At 44.4% G+C, this 21,942-nt stretch carries 16 protein-coding genes and 1 pseudogene; 10 read left to right on the top strand and 7 right to left on the bottom strand.

Annotated features, from left to right (window positions below):
* The 9 genes and pseudogenes from QUB20_RS15475 to QUB20_RS15435 form a co-directional block, all read left to right on the top strand.
* Positions 1–510, top strand: a pseudogene (locus QUB20_RS15475) (ATP-binding cassette domain-containing protein); the annotation flags it as partial.
* A 40-nt stretch (positions 511–550) separates the two neighbouring features.
* On the top strand, positions 551–1,351 hold the full coding sequence (locus QUB20_RS15470; RefSeq protein WP_333052732.1) for an ABC transporter permease: 801 nt from the start codon (positions 551–553) through the stop codon (positions 1,349–1,351).
* 114 nt (positions 1,352–1,465) lie between these two features.
* Positions 1,466–2,368 (top strand): Rpn family recombination-promoting nuclease/putative transposase, encoded by a 903-nt coding sequence (locus QUB20_RS15465; protein ID WP_333247169.1) that lies wholly within the window; start codon positions 1,466–1,468, stop codon positions 2,366–2,368.
* A gap of 44 nt (positions 2,369–2,412) precedes the next feature.
* Positions 2,413–4,443 carry a Gldg family protein gene (locus QUB20_RS15460; protein WP_333247167.1) on the top strand — a complete coding sequence of 677 codons (2,031 nt, stop codon included), beginning with the start codon at positions 2,413–2,415 and terminating at the stop codon, positions 4,441–4,443.
* Between the two features lie 147 nt (positions 4,444–4,590).
* Positions 4,591–5,229 carry a DUF4340 domain-containing protein gene (locus tag QUB20_RS15455; RefSeq protein WP_333243568.1) on the top strand — a complete coding sequence of 213 codons (639 nt, stop codon included), beginning with the start codon at positions 4,591–4,593 and terminating at the stop codon, positions 5,227–5,229.
* A gap of 407 nt (positions 5,230–5,636) precedes the next feature.
* Positions 5,637–6,767 carry an ABC transporter ATP-binding protein gene (locus QUB20_RS15450; protein ID WP_333161790.1) on the top strand — a complete coding sequence of 377 codons (1,131 nt, stop codon included), beginning with the start codon at positions 5,637–5,639 and terminating at the stop codon, positions 6,765–6,767.
* Positions 6,768–6,953: 186 nt separating this feature from the next.
* Positions 6,954–8,084 (top strand): spermidine/putrescine ABC transporter substrate-binding protein, encoded by a 1,131-nt coding sequence (locus tag QUB20_RS15445; RefSeq protein ID WP_333247164.1) that lies wholly within the window; start codon positions 6,954–6,956, stop codon positions 8,082–8,084.
* A 294-nt stretch (positions 8,085–8,378) separates the two neighbouring features.
* Positions 8,379–9,290 (top strand): ABC transporter permease, encoded by a 912-nt coding sequence (locus QUB20_RS15440; protein ID WP_333247162.1) that lies wholly within the window; start codon positions 8,379–8,381, stop codon positions 9,288–9,290.
* A 137-nt stretch (positions 9,291–9,427) separates the two neighbouring features.
* Positions 9,428–10,273 (top strand): ABC transporter permease, encoded by an 846-nt coding sequence (locus QUB20_RS15435; RefSeq protein ID WP_333052725.1) that lies wholly within the window; start codon positions 9,428–9,430, stop codon positions 10,271–10,273.
* Between the two features lie 114 nt (positions 10,274–10,387).
* Here the strand turns inward: QUB20_RS15435 and QUB20_RS15430 are convergent, their stop codons facing one another.
* On the bottom strand, positions 10,388–11,206 hold the full coding sequence (locus QUB20_RS15430; protein WP_333052724.1) for a fatty acid desaturase: 819 nt from the start codon (positions 11,204–11,206) through the stop codon (positions 10,388–10,390).
* Positions 11,207–11,690: 484 nt separating this feature from the next.
* Entirely contained in the window at positions 11,691–12,503 is an 813-nt protein-coding gene (locus QUB20_RS15425) for an acyl-CoA desaturase (protein ID WP_333052723.1), read from the bottom strand.
* A gap of 80 nt (positions 12,504–12,583) precedes the next feature.
* Between QUB20_RS15425 and QUB20_RS15420 the strand changes: the two genes are divergently transcribed.
* Positions 12,584–13,816 carry a methionine gamma-lyase family protein gene (locus QUB20_RS15420; RefSeq protein ID WP_333247160.1) on the top strand — a complete coding sequence of 411 codons (1,233 nt, stop codon included), beginning with the start codon at positions 12,584–12,586 and terminating at the stop codon, positions 13,814–13,816.
* 152 nt (positions 13,817–13,968) lie between these two features.
* Here QUB20_RS15420 and QUB20_RS15415 read toward each other — a convergent pair whose 3' ends face one another.
* From QUB20_RS15415 to QUB20_RS15395, 5 genes are all read right to left on the bottom strand, one after another.
* On the bottom strand, positions 13,969–14,751 hold the full coding sequence (locus QUB20_RS15415; RefSeq protein WP_333247158.1) for a hypothetical protein: 783 nt from the start codon (positions 14,749–14,751) through the stop codon (positions 13,969–13,971).
* Positions 14,752–14,815: 64 nt separating this feature from the next.
* The gene (locus tag QUB20_RS15410) at positions 14,816–16,444 is read right to left on the bottom strand and encodes a methyl-accepting chemotaxis protein (protein WP_333247156.1); all 1,629 of its coding nucleotides are present in this window, start codon (positions 16,442–16,444) and stop codon (positions 14,816–14,818) included.
* Between the two features lie 79 nt (positions 16,445–16,523).
* Positions 16,524–19,775 (bottom strand): tubulin-like doman-containing protein, encoded by a 3,252-nt coding sequence (locus QUB20_RS15405; protein WP_333247154.1) that lies wholly within the window; start codon positions 19,773–19,775, stop codon positions 16,524–16,526.
* 14 nt (positions 19,776–19,789) lie between these two features.
* Positions 19,790–20,869 carry a VWA domain-containing protein gene (locus QUB20_RS15400; protein WP_333247152.1) on the bottom strand — a complete coding sequence of 360 codons (1,080 nt, stop codon included), beginning with the start codon at positions 20,867–20,869 and terminating at the stop codon, positions 19,790–19,792.
* 299 nt (positions 20,870–21,168) lie between these two features.
* Positions 21,169–21,801: a Vat family streptogramin A O-acetyltransferase gene (locus QUB20_RS15395; RefSeq protein ID WP_333247150.1), complete on the bottom strand. Its 633-nt coding sequence runs from the start codon at positions 21,799–21,801 to the stop codon at positions 21,169–21,171.
* Positions 21,802–21,942: the final 141 nt, after the last annotated feature.

The raw sequence follows: 21,942 nt of genomic DNA, 5'->3' as shown, positions 1-21,942 counted from the left end.
ACAGTAGAGTCGATCGAACTTTCTCCACTAGAACCTGAACCGATTGTAGAAACAGTAGAGTCGATCGAACTTTCTCAACCAGAATCAGAACCGATTGTAGATGCACCAAAGTTGATCGAACTTTCTCAACCAGAATCAGAACCGATTGTAGATGCACCAAAGTCGATCGAACTTTCTCAACCAGAATCAGAACCGATTGTAGATGCACCAAAGTCGATCGAACTTTCTCAGCCAGAACCGATTGTCGAAAATTTACTCATTGTAGAAACAGTAGAGTCGATCGAACTTTCTCCGCCAGAATCAGAACCGATTTTAGATGCACCAAAGTCGATCGAACGTTCTCAACCAGAATCCCAACCAGTTGTAAAAAATCGGCCAATTAAAAAAAAGCCACAACCGAGTAGCGATTCTCGGCCCGAACAGCCACCTGTTACCAAAAAGCGACCAATAGAAAGAAAAAAACAGGATAGCGACAGCAGTGAAACACCACCCGCAGGCGACTCAGAATGAACCAATTACCAATGCCCAATTACCCATTCCCAATTCCTAAATGTTAGTAATGATTAGTAATATTGTCGCAATTTACCGCAAAGAACTACAAAGCTATTTTGCCTCGCCATTAGCCTATGCCATCGCAGCAGTCTTTTGGCTAATCACCGGCTACTTTTTAATAGCCATCCTCCTAGCCCCCGACGGGTTAATTCCCCAAATCGGCCAGCGAGACCAAATGGGAATTACCGAACCTCCCATCGACGTAGCCTACGAATTCCTGCAACTCTTCCTGCGAATCATGGGTTCCCTTTCCTTGTTCGTACTACCCGTACTCTCAATGGGACTTTACGCAGAAGAACGCAAACGTGGAACCTTAGAACTATTAGCCACATCGCCCTTAACAAACTGGGCCGTTGCTACCGGCAAACTCCTGGGAGTTTTAACATTTTATACCACAATGTTGCTGCCCCTGCTGTTCTGCGAGGCGATCGCCCTCAGTTCCTCAACCCCACCCGTACCCCCCGGAGTTCTTCTGCTAGGACACGGCGGCTTAATCTTACTAGCAGCAGGAGTATTGTCCCTCGGAATGTTTATTTCCTCCCTCACCGACAGCACAATTTTATCAGCCATCCTCACCTTCACTCTAGTATTATTTCTCTGGGTGATCGATGCAGTCGCCGTCAGTATCGGTGGCCCCTTCGGAACAGCATTAGGACATTTGTCGCTCCTAACAAATTACACCAATCTTGTCAAGGGAGTTTTCGATACCAGCAGTTTAATTATGTTTGCCAGTTACATCATTTTAGGAGTATTTCTGACCGCCCAATCCATCGATGCCTTGCGATATCAGCGTTCTTAAAAACACTAGACAAGGCAGAGACAGAGAAGGTTATTTTTGCCAAAGTAAAGAGAAGTAAAGAGCAAAGGGAAGGTTATTTTTCCCTGTTAATCATTCTACAAAATACCTCAAACAATGAGATTTATCAATCCCAAAATCGACTTTGCGTTCAAAAAAATATTCGGTTCCAGCGACAGCAAAGACATCCTGATTAATTTTTTAAACGCCATCCTTTATGAAGCACAGCCGGTCATCGAAGACTTAGAAATAATCGACTCCCAACCAGAACCTCAAACTCTCGCAACCCAAGACACACACCTAGATGTCAAAGCCACAATTAACGGCGGCAGAATCGCCCTAGTTGAAATTCAACTGATCAACGTGCCTTCCTTTGGGAACAGAGTTTTGTACAACGCTGCCAAAAGCTACAGCCAACAATTAACAGGAAAAGAGCGCTACGAAAGACTAAAAACAGTAATTTCCTTAAAAATTGCCGACTTTGAAATGTTTGAAAATCAGCCGGAATTTATGTCACGGTTTGTTTTCAAAGAAAAAGAGCAACAGTTTGAGTGTCCAGATACTCAAATAGAATTAGTATTTATCGAACTGCCAAAATTTAGCAAGGAATTAGCAGAATTAGAAACAACGGCAGATCAATGGATTTACTTTCTCGAAAAGACCAGCACTCTGGAGACAGTACCAGAAACACTCAGTGCAGTTCCCGAAATTCAGAAAGCTTTTAGAATTGCCAGCGAGGCAAACTTCACTCAGGAAGAATTAAATGAATTGCAGAAGCAAGAACTGTGGATTCAAGACCAGCAGATTGCCATAGATGTAGCAAGAGAACAGGTAACAAAAGCCGCTCAACTATCGTTAATATTGCGTCAGCTAGTGAAGCGCTTAGGCACAATACAACCGGAAACTGAAAACAGCATCCGTCAATTAGGTATACAGGAATTAGAAGAACTAGGAGATGCCGTGATCGATTTCAACAAGCCATCCGATTTAACAGCATGGTTGCAGGCTAATGCGATATAGAATAACATCCTCCAACCATAATTTTGTCACTCAATATTTACATTATGAAAATTAGCAAAACAAATTGGAAATACGTTTTTTTGCTGGGCCCCCTCCTCATCGCAGCGGGGGTAACAGCAAGACTTGTGTCCGCAGCATGGGAACCTCTGACAGTCGGTTTAGTGATTGCAGGAGCAGTGACGATCGCCCTTTGGCTGCTATATTTGAGTTACGAACAAAGCTTTTGGGGGCAGCGTTCCACTCAAGCCAGCACCAACGCCCTGATTGCTACCCTCGCCGTCTTTGTGATACTCGGAGTAATTAACTTCATAGCCGTTCGCTATCCCGTCCGCATCGACTTAACCGAAAGCCAACAATTTACCCTTGCCCCGCAGACTCAACAAATACTGCGAAACCTGCAACAAACAGTCAAAGTTTGGGTATTTGACCCCATCCAAAATCCCCAAATTAAAGAATTGCTGCAAAGCTACAAACGCGAGGGAGGCGAAAAATTCCAATTCGAGTTTGTTGACCCGCAGACCCAACCTGGAAAAGCGCGGGAATTTAGTATTACTAGCATCGGAGAAGTTTACCTGCAATCCGGCGACAAAAAACAGGTATTGCAAAAAGGTGGCACTGCTTTTGGTAGCGACCCAAATCAAGGTCTTTCAGAGATAAAACTTACCAATGGCTTAGAAGAAATCCTGAGCACTCGCGTTGCTACAGTTTACTTTTTGCAAGGCAAAGGCGCCCGCCCGCTACAGGAAGGTCAAGGCGGAATTCAGCAAGCTGAAAAAGCTTTGAAAGATAAATACTACAACGCCCAAACGCTGAATTTGACCGAACGCAAAGAAGTGCCAGAAGATGCAGATGCTTTAATCGTTCCGGGGCAGGACAAACCGTTTTCCGATACAGAAATTAAAGCACTAAGAGCTTATCTCGATCGCGGTGGCAGTTTATTGTTAATGGTAGACCCGGCAATTGATACGGGATTGGGCAAATTGCTGGAAGAATGGGGCGTAAAACTAGACACCCGTTTGGCCATCGATGCTTCGGGCACTGGTCAAAGATTTGGCCTGGGCCCCACGGTTCCCACAGTCAGGCGCTACGGCGAACATCCGATTACTCAAAGTTTTGGCAACGGCATTTCATTTTATCCGTTTGCGCGTGCTTTGGAAACCTCGCCAGTAGAAGGGATAGAGGCAAAACCGCTGATTTGGACGAGTCAGGAAAGTTGGGCGGAAAGCGATTTAACGACTAAGAAATTGGAGTTCGATCAGAAGACCGATCGACAAGGCCCGCTATTATTAGGTGTAGCTTTAGTTCGATCGTCCACTGACACCACTCCCTCAAAGCCCTCACCTTCACCAACACCAACTTCCCCCTCGCCTTCACCCCAAGCATCGCCGACAGATTCCCCATCGCCGATAGATTCACCCTCACCCACAGATTCCCCATCGCCGACAGATTCACCCTCACCGATAGATTCACCCTCACCGACAATTTCCCCATCGCCGATAGATTCACCATCACCGACAGATTCACCATCGCCGATAGATTCACCATCACCGACAGAGTCCCCATCGCCGACAATTTCCCCATCGCCGACAGATTCACCATCGCCGACAGATTCACCATCGCCGACAGAGTCCCCATCGCCGACAACTTCGCCAACAGCTTCCCCAATCAGCTATTCGGTGATTGTCTCGCAAGAAGCAACCCCTCCAGCATTACCGACGACTTCGCCAACACCAGCAGCATCTCCCACAGCATCTCCCACAGCATCTCCCAGTCCAACCGCAACTCCTTCTGCGCCTTCAACTCCTAGAAAAACATCGCGAATGGTAGTAATTGGCACATCTCAATTTGTGACTAACGGTTGGTTTGACCAACAACTCAATAGCGACGTGTTTCTCAATTCAGTCAGTTGGTTGAGTAAACCAGACCAGCAAAGCTTTTCTATCAGTCCGAAAAAAGCTACTAACCGTCGCATTAACATGACGGCTATCCAAGTAGGATTGCTGGTTTTAGCTTGGCTAATTTGGCCTTTACTCGGACTGGGAATTGGGGGCGCTATCTGGTGGAAGAGAAGATAAGTTAGTTGACAGTTGACAGTTGTCAGTTGACAGTTGTCAGTTGACAGTTGTCAGTTGTCAGTTGTTATTAATAACAGACTCCCCAATGCCCAATTCCCAATTCCCAATGCCCAATGCCCAATTCCCAATGCCCAATTCCCAGTTACTATGAAATTGCAGAAAAATACATTTGTATTGATAGCCGTCGCACTTAGCATGACTGGGTTGGTTGCTTTGTTCGAGATGCAAGTGGCTCCTAAACAGGAAGCTGCTAAGGAAGAAAAACAGAAAATTTTTGCTTTTAACTCCGATCGCGTACAATTCTTTACAGTCAAAACTCCCGAAAAAATATTGACTTTTGAGCGAGTTTATGCTACAAAAGGAGGCAAGTCTAGCTGGGAAATGAAATTGCCAGTGCAAGCACACGCGAGTCAGGCATCGGTGGATTTTTTGCTAGACAGGCTGGCAACAGGAAAGAGCGATCGCACGATTAATACTACTGCTGCTCAACTGCCAGAATTCGGTCTAGACCAACCCCAAGCTACAGTCACAGTAAAACTGGACAACCAAGAAACTCACCGCCTAGTTTTAGGCAAAACAGACTTTAGCGGCCGCTTCTTGTACGCTCAAGCCAATCCGCCGGAAGCGCCCCCTCAAAATTCCGCCCAAAATTTGCCCGTGCTGCTAGTGCCTTTTGACTTTAAAAATGCCGTCCAACGACCTTTGTCAGAGTGGAAAAAAGCAGAAGCACCCAAGACCGAGAAACCGCAAAAACCCTCTCCCACGCCAAGTCCTGAGAATAAATAGATGCCCAGTTGATCTGAGATGTTGCACCATTCTCAATAAGCCTTTTATGAACAGGCAAGATGCCTGTTCCACAAAGAGTGAATTTTCTTCTGAAACAGGCATCTTGCCTGTTGCTGACCAAGAATTTTTTGATGGTACCCGCCACGTGATTTATCCGTGGAATCAATCCAAAATCTAAAATCTAAAATCCTCAAGCCCCCGAATTTATCCGTGGGGTCAATCCAAAATCTAAAATCTAAAATCTAAAATCGAATGACGCCTGTTGCTGACAATGGTGCGCTCTGGGATAGAATTTAAAGAACCAATCCCAAAACCTGTTACATCCAACATTCCTCACCTAAAATACAGAAAAGTCTAAACTTAAACTGTATTTAAGTGGCGTGCATTACCCCCAGGAAAGGGCGAATATGTTTCAGACAGCACTCAACCAAGGTACGACAGCAACGGATACAGCGCTTGACGTTGAACTCCGCAAGGTCTTTAAGGTATTTAACGGCGAAACCGCAGTCCGTGGAGTTGACCTCAACATCCGCCAAGGAGAATTTTTTAGCATCCTCGGCCCTAGTGGCTGCGGCAAGACTACGACGCTGCGCTTAATCGCTGGGTTCGAGACTCCCTCGGCGGGCGAATTGATGATTCGGGGCCAGTCGATGACCAACACTCCAGCTTACCGCCGTCCGGTAAATACTGTGTTTCAAAGCTATGCTTTGTTCGGACACATGAATGTCTGGGACAATATCGCTTTTGGATTGCGGATCAAAAAGCTGGGGAAAGCAGAAATTGAAGAACGGGTACGGGAAGTTTTGCAATTGGTGAAAATGGAATCTTTCGCCAACAGGTTTCCCGGTCAAATGTCGGGCGGTCAGCAGCAGCGGGTGGCTTTGGCGAGAGCTCTGGTAAATCGACCGGCGGTTTTGCTGTTGGACGAACCTCTGGGTGCTCTGGATTTGAAGTTGCGGAAGCAGATGCAGTTGGAACTGTCGAATTTGCATCAAGAATTGGGTTTGACTTTTGTGATGGTGACTCACGACCAAGAAGAGGCGATGAGTCTGTCTGACCGGATTGCGGTGATGCACGAGGGCAGGATTGAGCAAATTGGCTCTCCTGAAGAAATTTATGAGTGTCCGCAGACGGCTTTTGTGGCGGATTTTATTGGCGATACGAATTTGTTTGCGGGTACGGTAGAATCGATCGACCGATCGACTATCACAGTTCGCACATCAGCCAATCTGAAAATAATCGTTCAGCAGTCGGATATGTGGAATGGTGTCACAGGCGACTCTGTTGTGGTCAGCGTTCGGCCGGAAAAAGTATATTTGAATCTCTACCAGCCGGAAGTGTCGGTCAACTGTTTTGAAGGGCGGCTCAAAAATACTATGTACATGGGCACGCACGTTCATTACGTCGTTGAGTTGGCGTCGGGCGATAAAATTACTGTACGCCAGCCAAATACTGGCGGTTCTTTCCCAGACCCGCACACGCCGATTTACGCTTACTGGGGAACTACTGATTGTCTCGCTTTGACCGATCGGAATTAGTCAGTTGGCAGTTGGTAGTTGGCATTAGTCATTAGTCATTAGTCATTAGTCATTGGTGATTTGTTGGTGGTTCGTTCTCCTAACAAATAACATAGGACAATTCCCAATTCCCGATTAGCAATTCCCAATTACCAATTCCCCAATCCCCAATTCCCCAATCTAAAATCTAAAATCTAAAATCGAACTGTGCCTCCGACTAACTTACCAATTTCCAGGATTTTCCCGGCTAATTCTACACGCCGTCAGTTCCTAAAAAATTCGGCGGCGACAATTTCCGGTTTAGCTGTTTCGAGTTGCGGCTGGCGACTTGCAGACGTGCAATCTGCTCCTCCCGTCCAAGGTTCTGCCGACCAACTTTTCATCTATACTTGGGCAGGCTATACCGATAACGCTTTGCTCGATCGCTTTGCCGAAAAAACAGGCATCCGCGTCATCGCAGATGTATTCGACTCCAATGAGTCGATGCTGGCGAGAGTTCAAGCCGGTGGCGCCCGCGCCTACAGCATCATTTACCCGTCTGACTACATGGTGATTCAGATGACGGAACTGGGGCTGTTGAGCCAATTAGACCACTCGATTTTGGGCGGACTCGATCGGCTAAAAAAACAGTTCCAAAACCCCGTCTATGACCCAGGAAACCGCTACAGCGTCCCTGTGAGTTGGGGAACCACAGGCTTAATTTACAACAGCGAACAGCTCAAAGAAGCTCCTGAAGATTGGGACTATTTGTGGAAGCACAAACAGGAGTTAGCAAGGCGAATGACGCTGGCAAATGATGTTCGAGAAGTGATGGGTGCTGCGCTGCGGATGTTGGGCTATTCTCTCAATTCTACGAACCCAGAGCAAGTGAAACAAGCTTATGAAAAGTTGGTTGAACTCAAACCGGCGATCGCATCTTTTACCACTGATGCTTGGCGGCCGCAAATGCTGACGGGGGATTTGAAGGTAGCTATGTGTTATTCTTCTGATGCTAATGAGGTAATTCCAGATAATGACAAATTGCGCTATGTTGTGCCAAAAAGCGGTTCTTCTCTGTGGACTGACACTTTAGTAATTCCTAAAGGTGCTCCCAATCCCGAAGCAGCTTATAAGTGGATTAACTTTATGCTGCAAGCGGATGTCGCTGCTTCTTTAGTAGAACGGCTCAGTTTCTCAACTCCTTCGGAAGATGCTTTTAGTTTGCTGACGCCGGAAGTCCGCGAAAATGAAATTCTTTTCCCTTCGGAGGCAACTTTGAAAAATTGCGAAGGTGTTGCTCCGGTAGGAAAATTTATAGACGTGTACGATCGCTATTGGACTCAATTAACCAGCGGCTAATCTTATTTTGGGCATAAATTTCATGTACATTTTGATTTACCGTGGAGTGGAGGACGGGTTTAGGAGATTATTTATTTTAAGCGTAGATTGTTAGTAAAACCCCCCCTGGTATCTTGTATGGTGCGTCGCTGCCAGATTTTAGATTTGATTTGCAGATTGTAGGATGGCGACGCACCCTACGACATCTTGTATGGTGCGTCGCTGCCAGATTTTAGATTTGATTTGCAGATTGTAGGATGGTGACGCACCCTAGGGTATTTACAAATCAAAACTCAAAACTCCAAACTATAATTTATGGCTGTTTCAACTAGAACTCCCCCTCCTATTCCTCCCACTTCTCCCTTAAAAGCTGAAACTGTTTCCCCGTGGGCGGCGTGGGCTGGGCCACTGGCATTGCTGGGCCCTTCTGGCTTGTTGCTGCTTTTATTATTAGTCATACCAACTTTGGTGATTTTTCAGCTTAGTTTGGTTCCGAATATTAAGCCAGGAGATTTGGTGAATCCTTCGGGAATCGGCAATTACCTGCGAGTGTTTGAGCCGCTGAATTTACAGGTGATTGGTCGATCGCTTTTTTTCGCAACGGGGACTACTATTCTGTGTTTGCTGCTGGGATTTCCCGTCGCTTACTGGATCGCCCTCAATGTCTCGAAAAAGTGGCGGAATTTAACTTTGTTAGGCTTTGTGTTGCCGCTGTGGACTTCTTCGCTGTTGCGATCGTATGCTTGGATTACAATTCTGCGTCCTACGGGGGTTCTCAACTCGCTGCTGGCACTTCTAGGCATTCCTCCTCTGGAATTGCTTAATCAAAGTTCCGCAGTTTTAATCGGCATGGCTTACAGTTATTTGCCTTATATCGTGACAATTCTCTACGCATCTTTGGAAAAGTTAGACCGCAGGTTGCTAGAAGCGTCTCAAGATTTGGGGGCCAATCCAGTGGAAACTTTCTGGAAAGTGACAGTACCTCAGACGATGCCGGGAATAGCTGCAGGTTCTTTGCTAGTATTTATTAGCTGTTTGGGCGATTTTGTCGATCCAGAGTTGCTTGGTGGAGCTTCGAGCATGACGGCGGCTCGTTTAATTTACAATCAGTTTTTGGGGGCGACTCAAAATTGGGGGCTGGGTTCGGCTCTGAGTATGGTATTAATCTTTGCAGTAAGTATCGGAATTGCCCTTTTGCTCAAATATGGCGATCGTAATGCAATTTAAAGAAGTCATTAGTCAGTAGTTATTAGTCATTAGTTATTGGTTACTGGTTATTGGTAGCTACTCACAAATAACAACTGACAACAACCGATTACCAATTACCAATTACCAATTAATTACCAATTACCGATTACCGAGAAATGGAAAATACCCCCGAAAATACACAGGAGGACATACAAGCCGATATGTACTTAAAACCTAAATTTAAGGTTTCTTGGCAGGTAATATTTGCCGTTGTGATGTTTTTTTATATGTACCTGCCCATCCTGGTACTCACCTTTTACAGCTTTAACAAATCGCGTTTTAGCGCCGGCTGGGAAGGATTTACTTTAGATTGGTACGTTAAATTATTTAGCGATACGCGGATTTTAATTGCCCTGAGAAACAGTTTGACAGTTGCTGTGTGTGCAGTGGCAATCTCGGCTGTACTCGGCACTTTAATGGCCGTTGGTTTAGCCCGCTACCGCTTTCCAGGCAAGAGTTTATATCAGGGAGTCTCCTACTTGCCGATTATTATTCCAGATATTGCGACCGCAGTTGCTACTCTGGTATTTTTAGCGGCGCTGGCTATTCCTCTGAGTTTGTGGACAATTGTCGCCGCTCACGTTGTGTTTTGTCTGGCTTACATCGCCCTAGCTGTTTCTACTAGATTGGCCGATTTAAACCCGTATTTAGAAGAGGCTGCCTTGGATTTGGGTGCAACGCCTGTTGAAGCTTTTATTAAAGTTTTGCTCCCTCAATTAATACCCGGAATTGTTTCGGGTTGTCTCCTGTCTTTTGTCCTCAGCATGGACGATTTTTTGATTGCTAGTTTTACCGCAGGTAGCGGGACTACAACTCTGCCGATGGAAATTTTTAGCCGAATTCGGACAGGAGTAAAACCGGATATTAATGCTTTGAGCGTGCTGTTGATAGTAGGTTCGGGAGGATTGGCGTTTTTAGCGGAATATTTGCGCGGCCGGGGCGAGCAAAAACGGACTCATTAGTCATAGGTTATTAGTCACCAAAAAACCCGGTTTCTTAAAGAAACCGGGTTTCTGAAGCGGTAAGGTGCGAAGTACGCAGCCTACATAGGTTCTGCGTCTAGGACAGAATTGCTGCTATTTTGCTGCTGGTAATTTCACTTTAGTAGCCAAACCTAGTGCTTCCAAAACTTGAATTGTCATCCAAGTGAAGTCAATCTCCCACCATTCCATCCCGTGACGCGCAGAGTATTGATAAGCATGGTGGTTGTTGTGCCAGCCTTCGCCGTAAGTCAGGACAGCCACCCACCAACAGTTAGTAGAACTATCCTTTGTTTCGTAAGTGCGGTAGCCAAATTTGTGAGTGGCGCTGTTAACAAACCAGGTGCAGTGATAAACGAAAACTAAGCGGACAAAAATTACCCAAACTACAAAGGGCCAGCCGGCTGCTAAGTAAAGCAACACGCCAAAGGCGATTTGAATTGGCAGAAAGTAATTTTGCAAAAACTGGTAAAAGGGGTCGCTCGAAATGTCTTTTGTGCAGCGGGGAATTTCAGCGTGAGCTGGACCTTTATATAGCATCCAGCCGAGGTGACTCCACCAAAAACCCTTTTGGGCATTGTGAGGGTCGAGCGCATTTTGGTCAGAGTGGGTGTGGTGCAATCGGTGCAGCCCAACCCAATCAATTATTCCTCCTTGACAGGCAAGGGCTCCGCAAAATGCTAGAAAGTATTCTACGAATTTTGGTGTCTGAAAACTGCGGTGGGTGAGCAGGCGATGCCATCCGAGAGTTATTCCCAAACCGCCGGTTATCCAGTGCATGAATACTGTTAAACCAACTGCTGTCCAATTGAAGTTACTGGGTAGCAGTGCGAACAAAGCGCCGATATGAAGTCCTGCTAAACTAATAACGTGCTTCCAATTGTATTGGAGTTTTTCTTGCGTTGCAATTGTCATTCTCTTTTTGATTTCTGATGAGATGCCGAGCTAGATTCACGCATAATAGTTGGGATTGAGCAGTGAACTTTTTTGCTGCACACTTGCCCAAACTAATAAAGAATCAATGATAGATTTGGGATTAGGATTGAAAAAGATTTACGGTTGTATAGCAATCCTAAATGATTCAGATAAATTGGTAGGGTAGTGCTAAGAGTGCCTACCCCCTATCTATCGGGCAACCGGGCGTGGGATTACCCCTACAATAATTATGCAAATGATTTAGGATTGCTATATTCTGAAAATAAAAACTTTGGCTGCTAAACAAAATTTTTTGTTCCCAATTATATTATAACTGATTCGGGTTTGGGTTGGGTCGATCGCACCAGGGGATTCGATCTCTGTTCAACCCAACCTATACCGATCGCAAAAACAGGATTAGCCATTGGTCACAAGCCCTTAGTCCAGAACTGATGACCTACAACCAATGACTAATTGCCGATCGCTATTTTTCTGCTAATTTCACTTTGGTTGCCAAACCCAGCGATTGCAGCAATTGAATTGTCATCCAGGTGAAGTCGATTTCCCACCATTGGAGGCCGTGGCGAGCCGAGTATTGAAAGGCGTGGTGGTTGTTGTGCCAGCCTTCGCCGTAGGTGAGCAGAGCCACCCACCAGCAGTTGGTCGATCGATCGCCCGACTCGTAGGTGCGGTAGCCGAATTTGTGGGTAGCGCTGTTCACCAGCCAAGTGCAGTGGAACACCACCACGATCCGCAGAAACACGCCCCACACCACGAAAGACCAGCCGCCTAATAAATAAAGCAACACACCGAAGACAACTTGGATGGGGATAAAATATGCTTGGAGAAACTTGTATACTGGGTCGTCGCCGATGTCTTTAGTAAAGCGGGGGATTTCCACTCTGATCGGGAGATCCGAGAGCATCCAGCCCATGTGGCTCCACCAGAAGCCTTGATTGGAATCGTGGGGATCTGTTTCGGTGTCGGAATGTATGTGGTGTAACCGGTGCATTCCTACCCAGTCGATCGGGCCACCTTCACAGGAAAGGGTACCGCAAATAACTAGAAAATACTCTAGCCATTTGGGTGTTTGAAAACTGCGGTGGGTGACGAGGCGGTGATATCCCAGAGTAATTCCTAAACCACCTGTTACCCAATGCAGGAAGACAGCTAGCCCAACCGCCGACCAGCTAAAATTACCCGGCAGCAAGGCAAATAAAGCACCGATGTGCAGAAAGGCCATAAAGCCTACGACAGGCCAATCAGGAGAAGTTTTTTTGGAAGTTGCAATCGTCATGAATATATTATGTTTACAAACTAGGGGCCGCATCTACGCCATAATGAACAGCGCGCACGCAAAGGGTGAGCGAGGTATAGATGAATAGCGTTTCACGGCTACAGGAAGCAGAACAGGCACTCTTTCAGATTTTTTCTGGTATTGACACTACAGTCAAGCAAAATCTTCAACGAGTCTTAAAAGCTTTTCGCAGCCACCGGGTTGGAGTCCACCATTTTGCAGGGGTTACGGGTTACGGCCACGATGATTTGGGTCGGGAGACTTTGGACGGGGTGTTTGCCGAAGTGGTAGGGGCCCAGGCTGCGGCTGTCCGGGTACAGTTTGTTTCGGGTACTCACGCGATCGCCTGTGCTCTTTTTGGCATCCTGCGTCCTGGTGACGAAATGTTGGCAGTGGCTGGTTCTCCCTACGATACTTTAGAAGAAGTGATCGGCTTGCGCGGGCAAGGTCAAGGTTCACTGCTTGAGTTTGGCATTAGTTACCGTGAGTTGCCTCTAACTCGCGAAGGAAGTTTGGATTGGCAGGCATTGAGCTCTACTATTTCAGCAAAGACTCGCCTGGTTTTTATCCAGCGCTCTTGCGGCTATTCTTGGCGGTCGAGTTTGTCTATTTCTGAGATTGAAAAAATCGTCGCCATAGTCAAACATCAGAATCCTAGCACAATTTGCTTTGTTGATAATTGTTACGGGGAGTTTGTGGATGATTGCGAACCTACTGCTGTGGGTGCGGATCTGATGGCTGGTTCTTTAATCAAAAATCCGGGGGGTACGATCGTCCCTGCTGGAGGTTACGTCGCCGGCAGGGCGGATTTGGTGGAGGCGGCAACTTGTCGCTTGACGGCACCGGGAATCGGCAGCAGCGGCGGCGCAACTTTTGATTTGAATCGGTTGCTGTTTCAGGGTTTGTTTATGGCTCCCGGTTGTGTGGGCGAGGCGATGAAGGGCAATCATTTGACGGCTTATGTTTTTTATAAGTTGGGTTATCGAGTGAATCCTATGCCTTTGGCTAGAAGACGAGATGTGATTCAGGCGATCGAATTCGGTTCTGCTGATAAGTTAATTGCTTTTTGTCGGGCTGTTCAGCAAAATTCCCCCGTCGGTTCCTATTTAGATCCGGTGCCGGCTCCGATGCACGGGTATGAAAGTCAGTTAGTGATGGCTGGGGGTACTTTTATCGATGGGAGTACGTCGGAGTTTTCGGCTGACGGGCCTCTGCGGGAGCCTTACGTGGCTTTTTGTCAGGGGGGGACTCATTGGACTCATGTATCGATCGCCCTGGAGGATGCGATCGAGGCTGTGGGCCCGGCTAAGTAAGTTTGGTATAAAACCGTGGTTTTTGAGTGATACATTTCGCCTGAGCTTGCGTGAGCAACGGCTAAACAAACAGAATACCCAGAGTCCCGACTTTTTCGGTGAAGTCGGGACTCTAACGGCGATCGCGTCTTAATTTAATTAGAACGACCTACTTATTTTTCCACTGCTGCGGGTGTGAAACGAATTTCTATCCGTCTCCTAGTGGGATCGGGACTACGATTGGTTGGGGCGTATTCTCCAGAAATTAGGAATAGTTGTGCTGCTGAATAAGCACGGAATTTTAAACCCTGTAACCGACCAGTTTTTTGTTGAAAATCTTGGAGATTTTTGACTACTGCTAAGGCCCGCATTAATCCTAAATCTGCATTAGAACCTGCTTTTAAGTTACTGATAGATTCATTACCACTAGCTACATTTTCTAACGTTTGATCTAGATTGCTGACAGGTTCTACTGTTTCTTGACCGTCAGTATGACCGATTATTTCTACAACATAACCGGGATATTGCTTGGAAAAATCTTCAAGTTGGTTGACTACCTTATTGTCAATAAATAAACGCAGACCTTCAGGTAAATCGGCTCTTCCTGCCTCGAATTTGAGAGGGCGATCTTGGAAATTATCGGAGTCTTTTATAATAATTAAAGGTGGCGATTTTAGGCTTTCTATTTGTCCTTGTAATTCGGTAATTTGATTATTTTTTTGCTGCTGTTCGCCCTGCAAATGTTCATATTTTTTTTCTAGCATGATAATTTTATTTTGAGTATTAACCAGTTCGTCGCTTGTATTTTCTGCTGTTGATTTTAAGAATACGGATTTGACTAAAGCTAGTAAGAGGAATAAATTTATAATCATAAAAGCGTTGGACATCAAATCTGTGAAAGCTGGCCAGATATTGAGGTCTTCATGGGAATCTGCGGGACGGGCTCGGCGACGCATAATTTAAAGTTCTCAGTTGTGGTTGAAAAAATCACTCATTCGGCATACATATTATCTAGAATTTCTAGATGTCACCAAAAGAATTTGGATCGCTGAGATGTTTATCAACAACCGGACTTTCTATCTTCTCTCTCAAAGTCTCTACCAACTCAGCAAGCTCAGATTTTATGTCACTGAGGTGATGGACATATCGCTCAATACTTTCGGCTATCGCTTCCGATTGCTGCCTGTTACTGTCAGCTTGATTGTTCATCGTTTCTGCAATGCTGCCAGCAAAAGAGTTAATACTTGCGACGATGGCTTGCGATTGTAAATTGTTATTCTCCGTTTGATGGCTAATAGTTTTAGTAATCCCGCCAGTCATAGAGTCAATCCCTTGATTGACCTGATTTGTATAATTATTGATAGTCTGTACTAACTTTGTCAACTCAACTTGTACTTTATCCAAACTATCTACTCTAACTACAATCCTGTTCTGTAGTTTGTCAAGCGTTGTGACAGCAGACTTAAAACTCTGCGAGCCTTGCTGAAGTTGTGGAATAATTTGGCTTAGTGACTGTTGATTAGTTTGATGCAACCCTAATACTTGGACTGAACTCTGATTTAGCAGGCTGATTTCTTCTGTCACGTTTACTAACTGTTGGCTAAAATCCAGGATTTGACTCAAGGTAGTTCCCAGAGATTCAACAGTATCAGCTAAACTTGAAGCGGAATTAGAGAAATTACTTTGTGTGGTAGCTAAATTAGCTGTAGCCATTGATAATTTCTCAGGAAAATCGCTATTTTTCAATGTGTTAGTCGCTTCTGTAAATCTACCCGCAGCTTCCTTAAATTCATTAGCACCGCTAGCAAGTGTACCAGAAGCTTCCGCTAAACGACCGTAAACTTGTTCCGCTAAATTAGCAGCCTTAAGATTAGCTTTAATAATTTCTTCAATCTTTTCTTTTAGAGCAGATTCCACACCCTCACGGACAGTTTGACCAAATCTAGTTAAAAAGTTGTCAAATGTATCGGCCATGCCTTTAACTACTTTATCAAGGCGAGTTTGTCCCTGTATTTCTTGCTGATAAACATTATCCAAATAATCTTCTAAAGAGCTAATTAACTGTGACTTAGCTAAACCCGTATTCCAGATAAAATTGACCACAGTCAAAGCAGAACTACAACATACTGCTATCAGACTGGTAATAAAAGCAATTCCCATCCCTTGCAACGGTTTCTGCAATTCAGCAAATACTAAATCCTGATTAATGTTTGTATTTCCCTGAAGTTGAGTAATTGTTTGACTCAGATTAGATAAATTAAGCGTAATCCCTAAAAAGGTACCTAATAAACCAAAAGATATCAACAGATTAGGTAAGATGCGACAGAAATAATCTATCCAATCGTAACCAAACGGAATCCCCAAAAATGTAATCTTCTGTTCACCATAAATTCCATCAATCAAAGCGGCTGAATTCACTTCTTCTAGATAATCACTAGCCTTTTGAAATCTAGCTTCTAAGTCTGTAACAATTCCAGGTTTTAATACAGCAGTATTCCCCCCTAGTAACATTCTCACCTTTTCGGTATTGTCCACTATCTCCCCATGAAGCTTTCTTCGTTGACAAGCCGCCAACACAGCAGGTAAAAACACCAGCAGTATAGTCGGAATAAGCAAGTATATTGGAAATAATTTTAACCAGTCAAACATAATCGATCAACTCCAGAATGAACAATGCTAGATCCCTGTGTTGTAAAAAGCGAGGTCAACTCGCCAGCCACAATTTTCATCAAATCGGATACTTATTTAAAATCTTTTCCCGCTCCTTTTCATACTCCTGATCGGTAATAATACCACCATTCACATCCTGTTTTAACAGCTCCAATTCTTGCCGTCTCTTAGCACGATTATCAACAGAATCAGTAGGCTCATCAACTATTTCTGCCTGAATGACTTCCTGAAAAGCACCGATTCCCGGAGGCGAAGTTTTAGAAATTTGTAAACCTTTAAATCTTTCAGCCATTTTCTTACGAAAACGATTGATAATCCCCTCCTTAGCAGGCATTTCAGTAGTTCCAGGAACCCCTACCACCGTAGCTTTGTAAGGATAATTAGGATGATTCTCCGGCAACTTATCTACCAAATCTACAAAATTCCGTAGCTTGGGTAAATAGTCATCTTCCCAAAGATTAGGATTTTTATCAATCCGAGCGATCGCTACGTCCAACAACCCCTTCAAAGCATCAGTCATATCCCGCCGATTCGCCAATTCTTCGAGTGCTTGATTCCAGACTGAACTAATCCCAGCATGAGAATTACAGTCCCGCAATTCGTCATAATATGAAAACTCCAACTGCTGGGTATTTGCATTTTTCCCAATCAGATCAAAAGCCAAACAAGGATAAAAAATATCCTCTAATTCCTCCATAATAAGGGCATCAGGCGGAATAATGTCAGTAAACCGAGTTCGGTAGTCATTGTGTAGAAAAGAACTCTCAGAATTTAGTTCGCGAATGTAGGGATTTCGCATCTGTTCCAAACCGCTAATCAGTCTCAGAGGAAACCCCGCATACTCAGTCACAATTAAAATTTCATCCTCAGCTTGAGTAGGTTTCAGGACACTTTCTCCAATTCCTAAATCCCGTCCCAAAGTAAGTTTAAACTGCTGAACTTCCGACTCGTCAGTATCCTTAAAACCTACTAACTCACTTTTTTTCGCAGGACTATTACGAAAGTAGGGATCGCTCAAGTTTAAGCGTAGCAGTGGCTCAGATTCCTGTCTAATTTGTCCCAAACGAGTTGAGCGATCCTGAATCGAATAATTTTGGATAAAACGCTTAATCACAGATTGAACAATCTGAGTGCTGCGAGAACCAAATAACCTGTCAACTGTCAAATCAATTTCGTTTTGTACTTGTAATTGAGCAGTGCGATCCATCAAATAAGCAATCGAATCTCCAACTCCCGAAACTTTTGTAATCTCCTTACTCACCAACACCAACTGAGAGCGAAAATCTTGCTCCGGTAGCAAGGTTTTATAGCATCCATCAATATCTTTATTATCAAAAATTGCCTCGCCGCTCATTTCATCAAAATTCAATTGTCTTAAATCGCTTTCCTCCTTCTCATAGTCACTCTTCAGATTGCCTACCAAGCGGTTAAAACCAGCCACGTGAGTTGAACGTTCTAAAACGTGCTTCTGCAAATCTCCGACAATTTGCAGCACTTCCTGAGTTACCACTAAATCAAAGTTGTGCTTAATTAAATCGCAGACTTCCCGCACAACTCTTTTAGCTTCAGCTTGCACTTGCCGATTCTTGCTCCCTAAAATTGGGAAGTCAAATTTTTGCTCAATCTCCTCAATAATCTCTTCCGAATCTCGCCATTTTTTCTCCAAATCTTCCAGCTTGCGAGTTCCCCCAAATTTAGCAATGTCTTCCTCCAACTGAAGCTGATAACGATTCAAATCAGTTTGCAAAGCATCTAACCAATCGCGACTGCTTTTAATCGAAAATTTCACATTTCCCGGAGTCAACAAACCAGCTAAAAATTCATCGATATCATGCTTAAGCTGTTCCGTGATCGTCGGACGAATTTGTAACAATCTTGTCAGCCAAATTCCCCTTGTGCTCTCACTTTCTCCAGGCTGAGTTTTGCGAAACTGATCGCGAAACTCTCGCGGTAAAGTTTGCCTGATTCCAATGCGATCGTCCTTACTTTGGCAATCATTAATTACTCTCTCTAACCTGGCATTTCTCCAAGTATTGAGCGTACTGGCAAAAGTCTTATTGGATTCTTGCACAGCCTCAGCTAATCTGGTAGTAAAACCGTCCCTTTCATCCAAATTGCTATGCCACCGATACTGAATTAAAAATTGATCTAATGACGACTGTGGATCTGGGCTTTGCCCCTCTCCATTTAACCAGAATGTTACCAACTTTAAACTAATTCGAGTTAATGCAATTTGGACAATAATGTCGCGGGGAAAATAAATCGCCGCCAGTCCGAAAGTTAAATACCGCTGGATATTCGGTCGCGGATGGTCATCCCACTGAATCAAATGCTGCAAGAAATTATCCCGCATCCCCCTAACTACAGGCGCTAATTCTCCAGAAAAATCCAGTGCTATTTTATGAGCAATAACATTGCATAATTTGCGCTGCTCTAGAATCGAATACTCGCCCGCAGTTTGATTTGAAACTAAATAAGTATAGTCAAAAGGCGGCCGCGATTCCTGCACTAAAACTAAGTTTTGCATATCATAACAAGCCTCAAATTTAGTACCAGGAGTAGTATAGTAATTCAGTTCCTTAAGTGCAGCATAAGTATTGGCACTCATATTAGAAGTATTGCCGTATAACTGCGGACTAATCACCAAATATCCGACAATTTGAGCACCTCCATCGCCGTAAGCTTGTCTGAGACTATAAGCAACATCTAAAAACATTCCGCTACCAGTGCCACCGCATAGAGAACCCACGACAAAAATATTCAATCCTGGTTCAATTCTTAAGCCAGATCTTAGTAAAGTTGCCTCGTGTCCTCGCGTCCGCCTTTCTGCGGTTTCTACCGCTGTTTTAATTTTTTGATAGTTATGGAAAAAAGCCAATCTGCCTACAGGTCTAATGCCTTTTGCTCCTTCTTCTACTGCTTTAATATTTCGCAGTAATTGGGGCGGAAACCAGCGGGCAATATGGTCGTAAGGGCCTTGACGATCGTAGTTAGAACGCCGTTCTAGTCCCTGCACAAAGTTAGTTACTTCTGCTGATGTCATTGTCGCGCCTACTTTTTCAGAGTCGCGAAAACTGAGGTCAACACCGTGATAGGTACTACCAGTTCGCAAACCCGATACTTGTGTTGCGGCCTTGTCGGTATCGATGTGAACAAAACTCACAATCGGCAACTGACTTAAATCTTCATAGCGATCTACGATTAAGCGGCGAATTCGCATTAATACATCTCTTCCTGTACCGCCTAAACCAATGCAAACCGTCCTGTTTATACCCCTAACTTGGCGATCGCTGCTTGTAGATTGAGTCATATCTGTCTGATTGTTTATTTTTTGACTTGAATCACAATTTCGTAATCTTGCTTGTGAGAAATAGGACAATTGAGCCTAATTCGACCAGTATTAGTTATCAAAGTCGGCTTAATGACTTCTTTTGCATTCAAAAAAATAGTAGCTTCCCCAGTTGGCTCTAAATAAAGTTTTTCCCCCTTCCGCACTAAATAAGCTCTGACTTCTGGCCCTGGAGTATCGATCGAATCAGCGCAGCTTGGTTCGTACTCGCCGATCGCAATCCTTTGATTATTTCCCAGATAGCATACTTGGTCATCCTCTTTCGCAGTAGCTGTTAAGTCAACCGCCAGCTTCCATTTCCTTTGCAGCCGCCAGAACTTGATAGTAGTAGCGACAGCAGTAGCGAGAACAATTCCCGAAATTGACAGTGGCAACCATAACTGATTCAATAAATAAGCAGAAACTAAACAAGTTTCTCGCCCACCCGGTGCTGGCGTACAAAACTCCTGTACATTGGGAGAAATATCAACAACACTTAATTCATATCCTTTATTATCCTTGGTCGTAATTGTATACGATCTCTTCCGCAAAGGCAATACCTGAAACCAAGCTTGACGCTGTTGACTTGCTTGAGAATTCCCCTGCCGAAACGGACTATCTGCCGGTGTTTCTACCCAGTCAACTGAACTGGCTGGCGACTTAGTAGATAGTGGCGCATCAGTAGTCCAAACTACAGACTGAGGTTTAATTGGTTGATTCTGCCCCAAACGGCACTGATTAAGATTCGCAAGACCTTGATAAATAGTAAGTTCTGCCCGTTGAATATCCGTATTTTGAACACTTAGATTGGGCTGAAAAGGAATAGCCTGCAAAATTAGGTCAATATCCTTCTTGCTATTAAATTGAATAGAACTTTCCGGTACTAGGGGATTGACACTGGGCGTCAGTGGATTTACGGTTGTTGCAAAAGGAACAATATAAACCGTATCTCCAGGCTGCAAACTATCCTCAACAATCTGACGCAAACGGATGCGACCTTCATCGTTAAGGCCAACACTCTCCGTCAAATCAATTGCTAAAACTACATCGCGACCTCTATGCAGAAAAGCAACCAATTCTAGACCAGTTTTTTGTAAAGGGGCAAGGGGTTGCCCAGGAGTAACTGTCGGACAATAATCAGCCAAGGAAGTACAACCCTCAAGTTATTGAGATTATTATAAGCTGTTGTGCATATAAATATGGTGACACTCTACAAAAGAGAATAGGCAATAGGGAAAATCATATCTACAATTGAAATGTGTCACAGTTTACAAAATCCAATTCACCTTCACCATCTTGATTAAGTTATACCGATCGCCAAAATGCCTAAGATATTATTCCCGTCTTTGAGATAATACTTGTTCAAATCGCGAGTTTATGCAGCCTTACTGAGTGCTTGAATATCACCTTGCATAATCAAACTGACATTGCGGGAAATCTTGTCGATTTCCCAATCCCACCACCGTATTTCTAATAGTTGTGCAACCTCACCATCGCTAAAACGCTGTTTGATTGGATGGGCGGGATTTCCACCTGCAATGGTGTAAGGGGGAATGTCTTTTACTACAACGGATTTGGCGGCAATGACTGCACCGTCGCCGATTTTTACTCCGGGCATAATCAGGGATTCATAGCCGATCCAAACATCATTGCCAATGACGGTATCGCCTTTACTTGGCAGTTCCATTAATAAATTCATGGCTGTTTCCCAACCATTTCCAAAAACCGGAAAAGGATAAGTTGAAATCCCGTCGAGTTTGTGATTTGCACCGTTCATTATGAATTTGACGTTGGTGGCGATCGCACAAAATTTGCCAATTATTAATCGGTCGTTTCCGTAGTTATAAAGTACATTTTTTTCAAAGTTTTCTGGATCTATTGGATCGTCGTAATATGAGTAATCGCCGACGATAATGTTGGGGGATTTAATAAAGTTTTTGATGAAGCATACGCGCCGCTGATCGGCCATCGGATAAGGTCGGTTTGGATCGGGTCCAATTTCTGTCATAAGTTTCAATCCTTATTTGTTAAGCTACTGGATTAATGTAGTGTTAATTCGAGTCAGGTTTGCTTCTAAGGAATGAGAATTAAATAACTTCCACAAGTTTGTGGGATGGGCGTCCCGCCCGTCCAAAAAGGACGGGCGGGA

This window comes from Microcoleus sp. B4-C2 (genome assembly GCF_036705265.1).
Taxonomy (GTDB): domain Bacteria; phylum Cyanobacteriota; class Cyanobacteriia; order Cyanobacteriales; family Microcoleaceae; genus Microcoleus.
The sequence above is the reverse complement of the archived record's forward strand: the minus strand, read 5'-3'. Positions and strand labels throughout refer to the sequence as shown.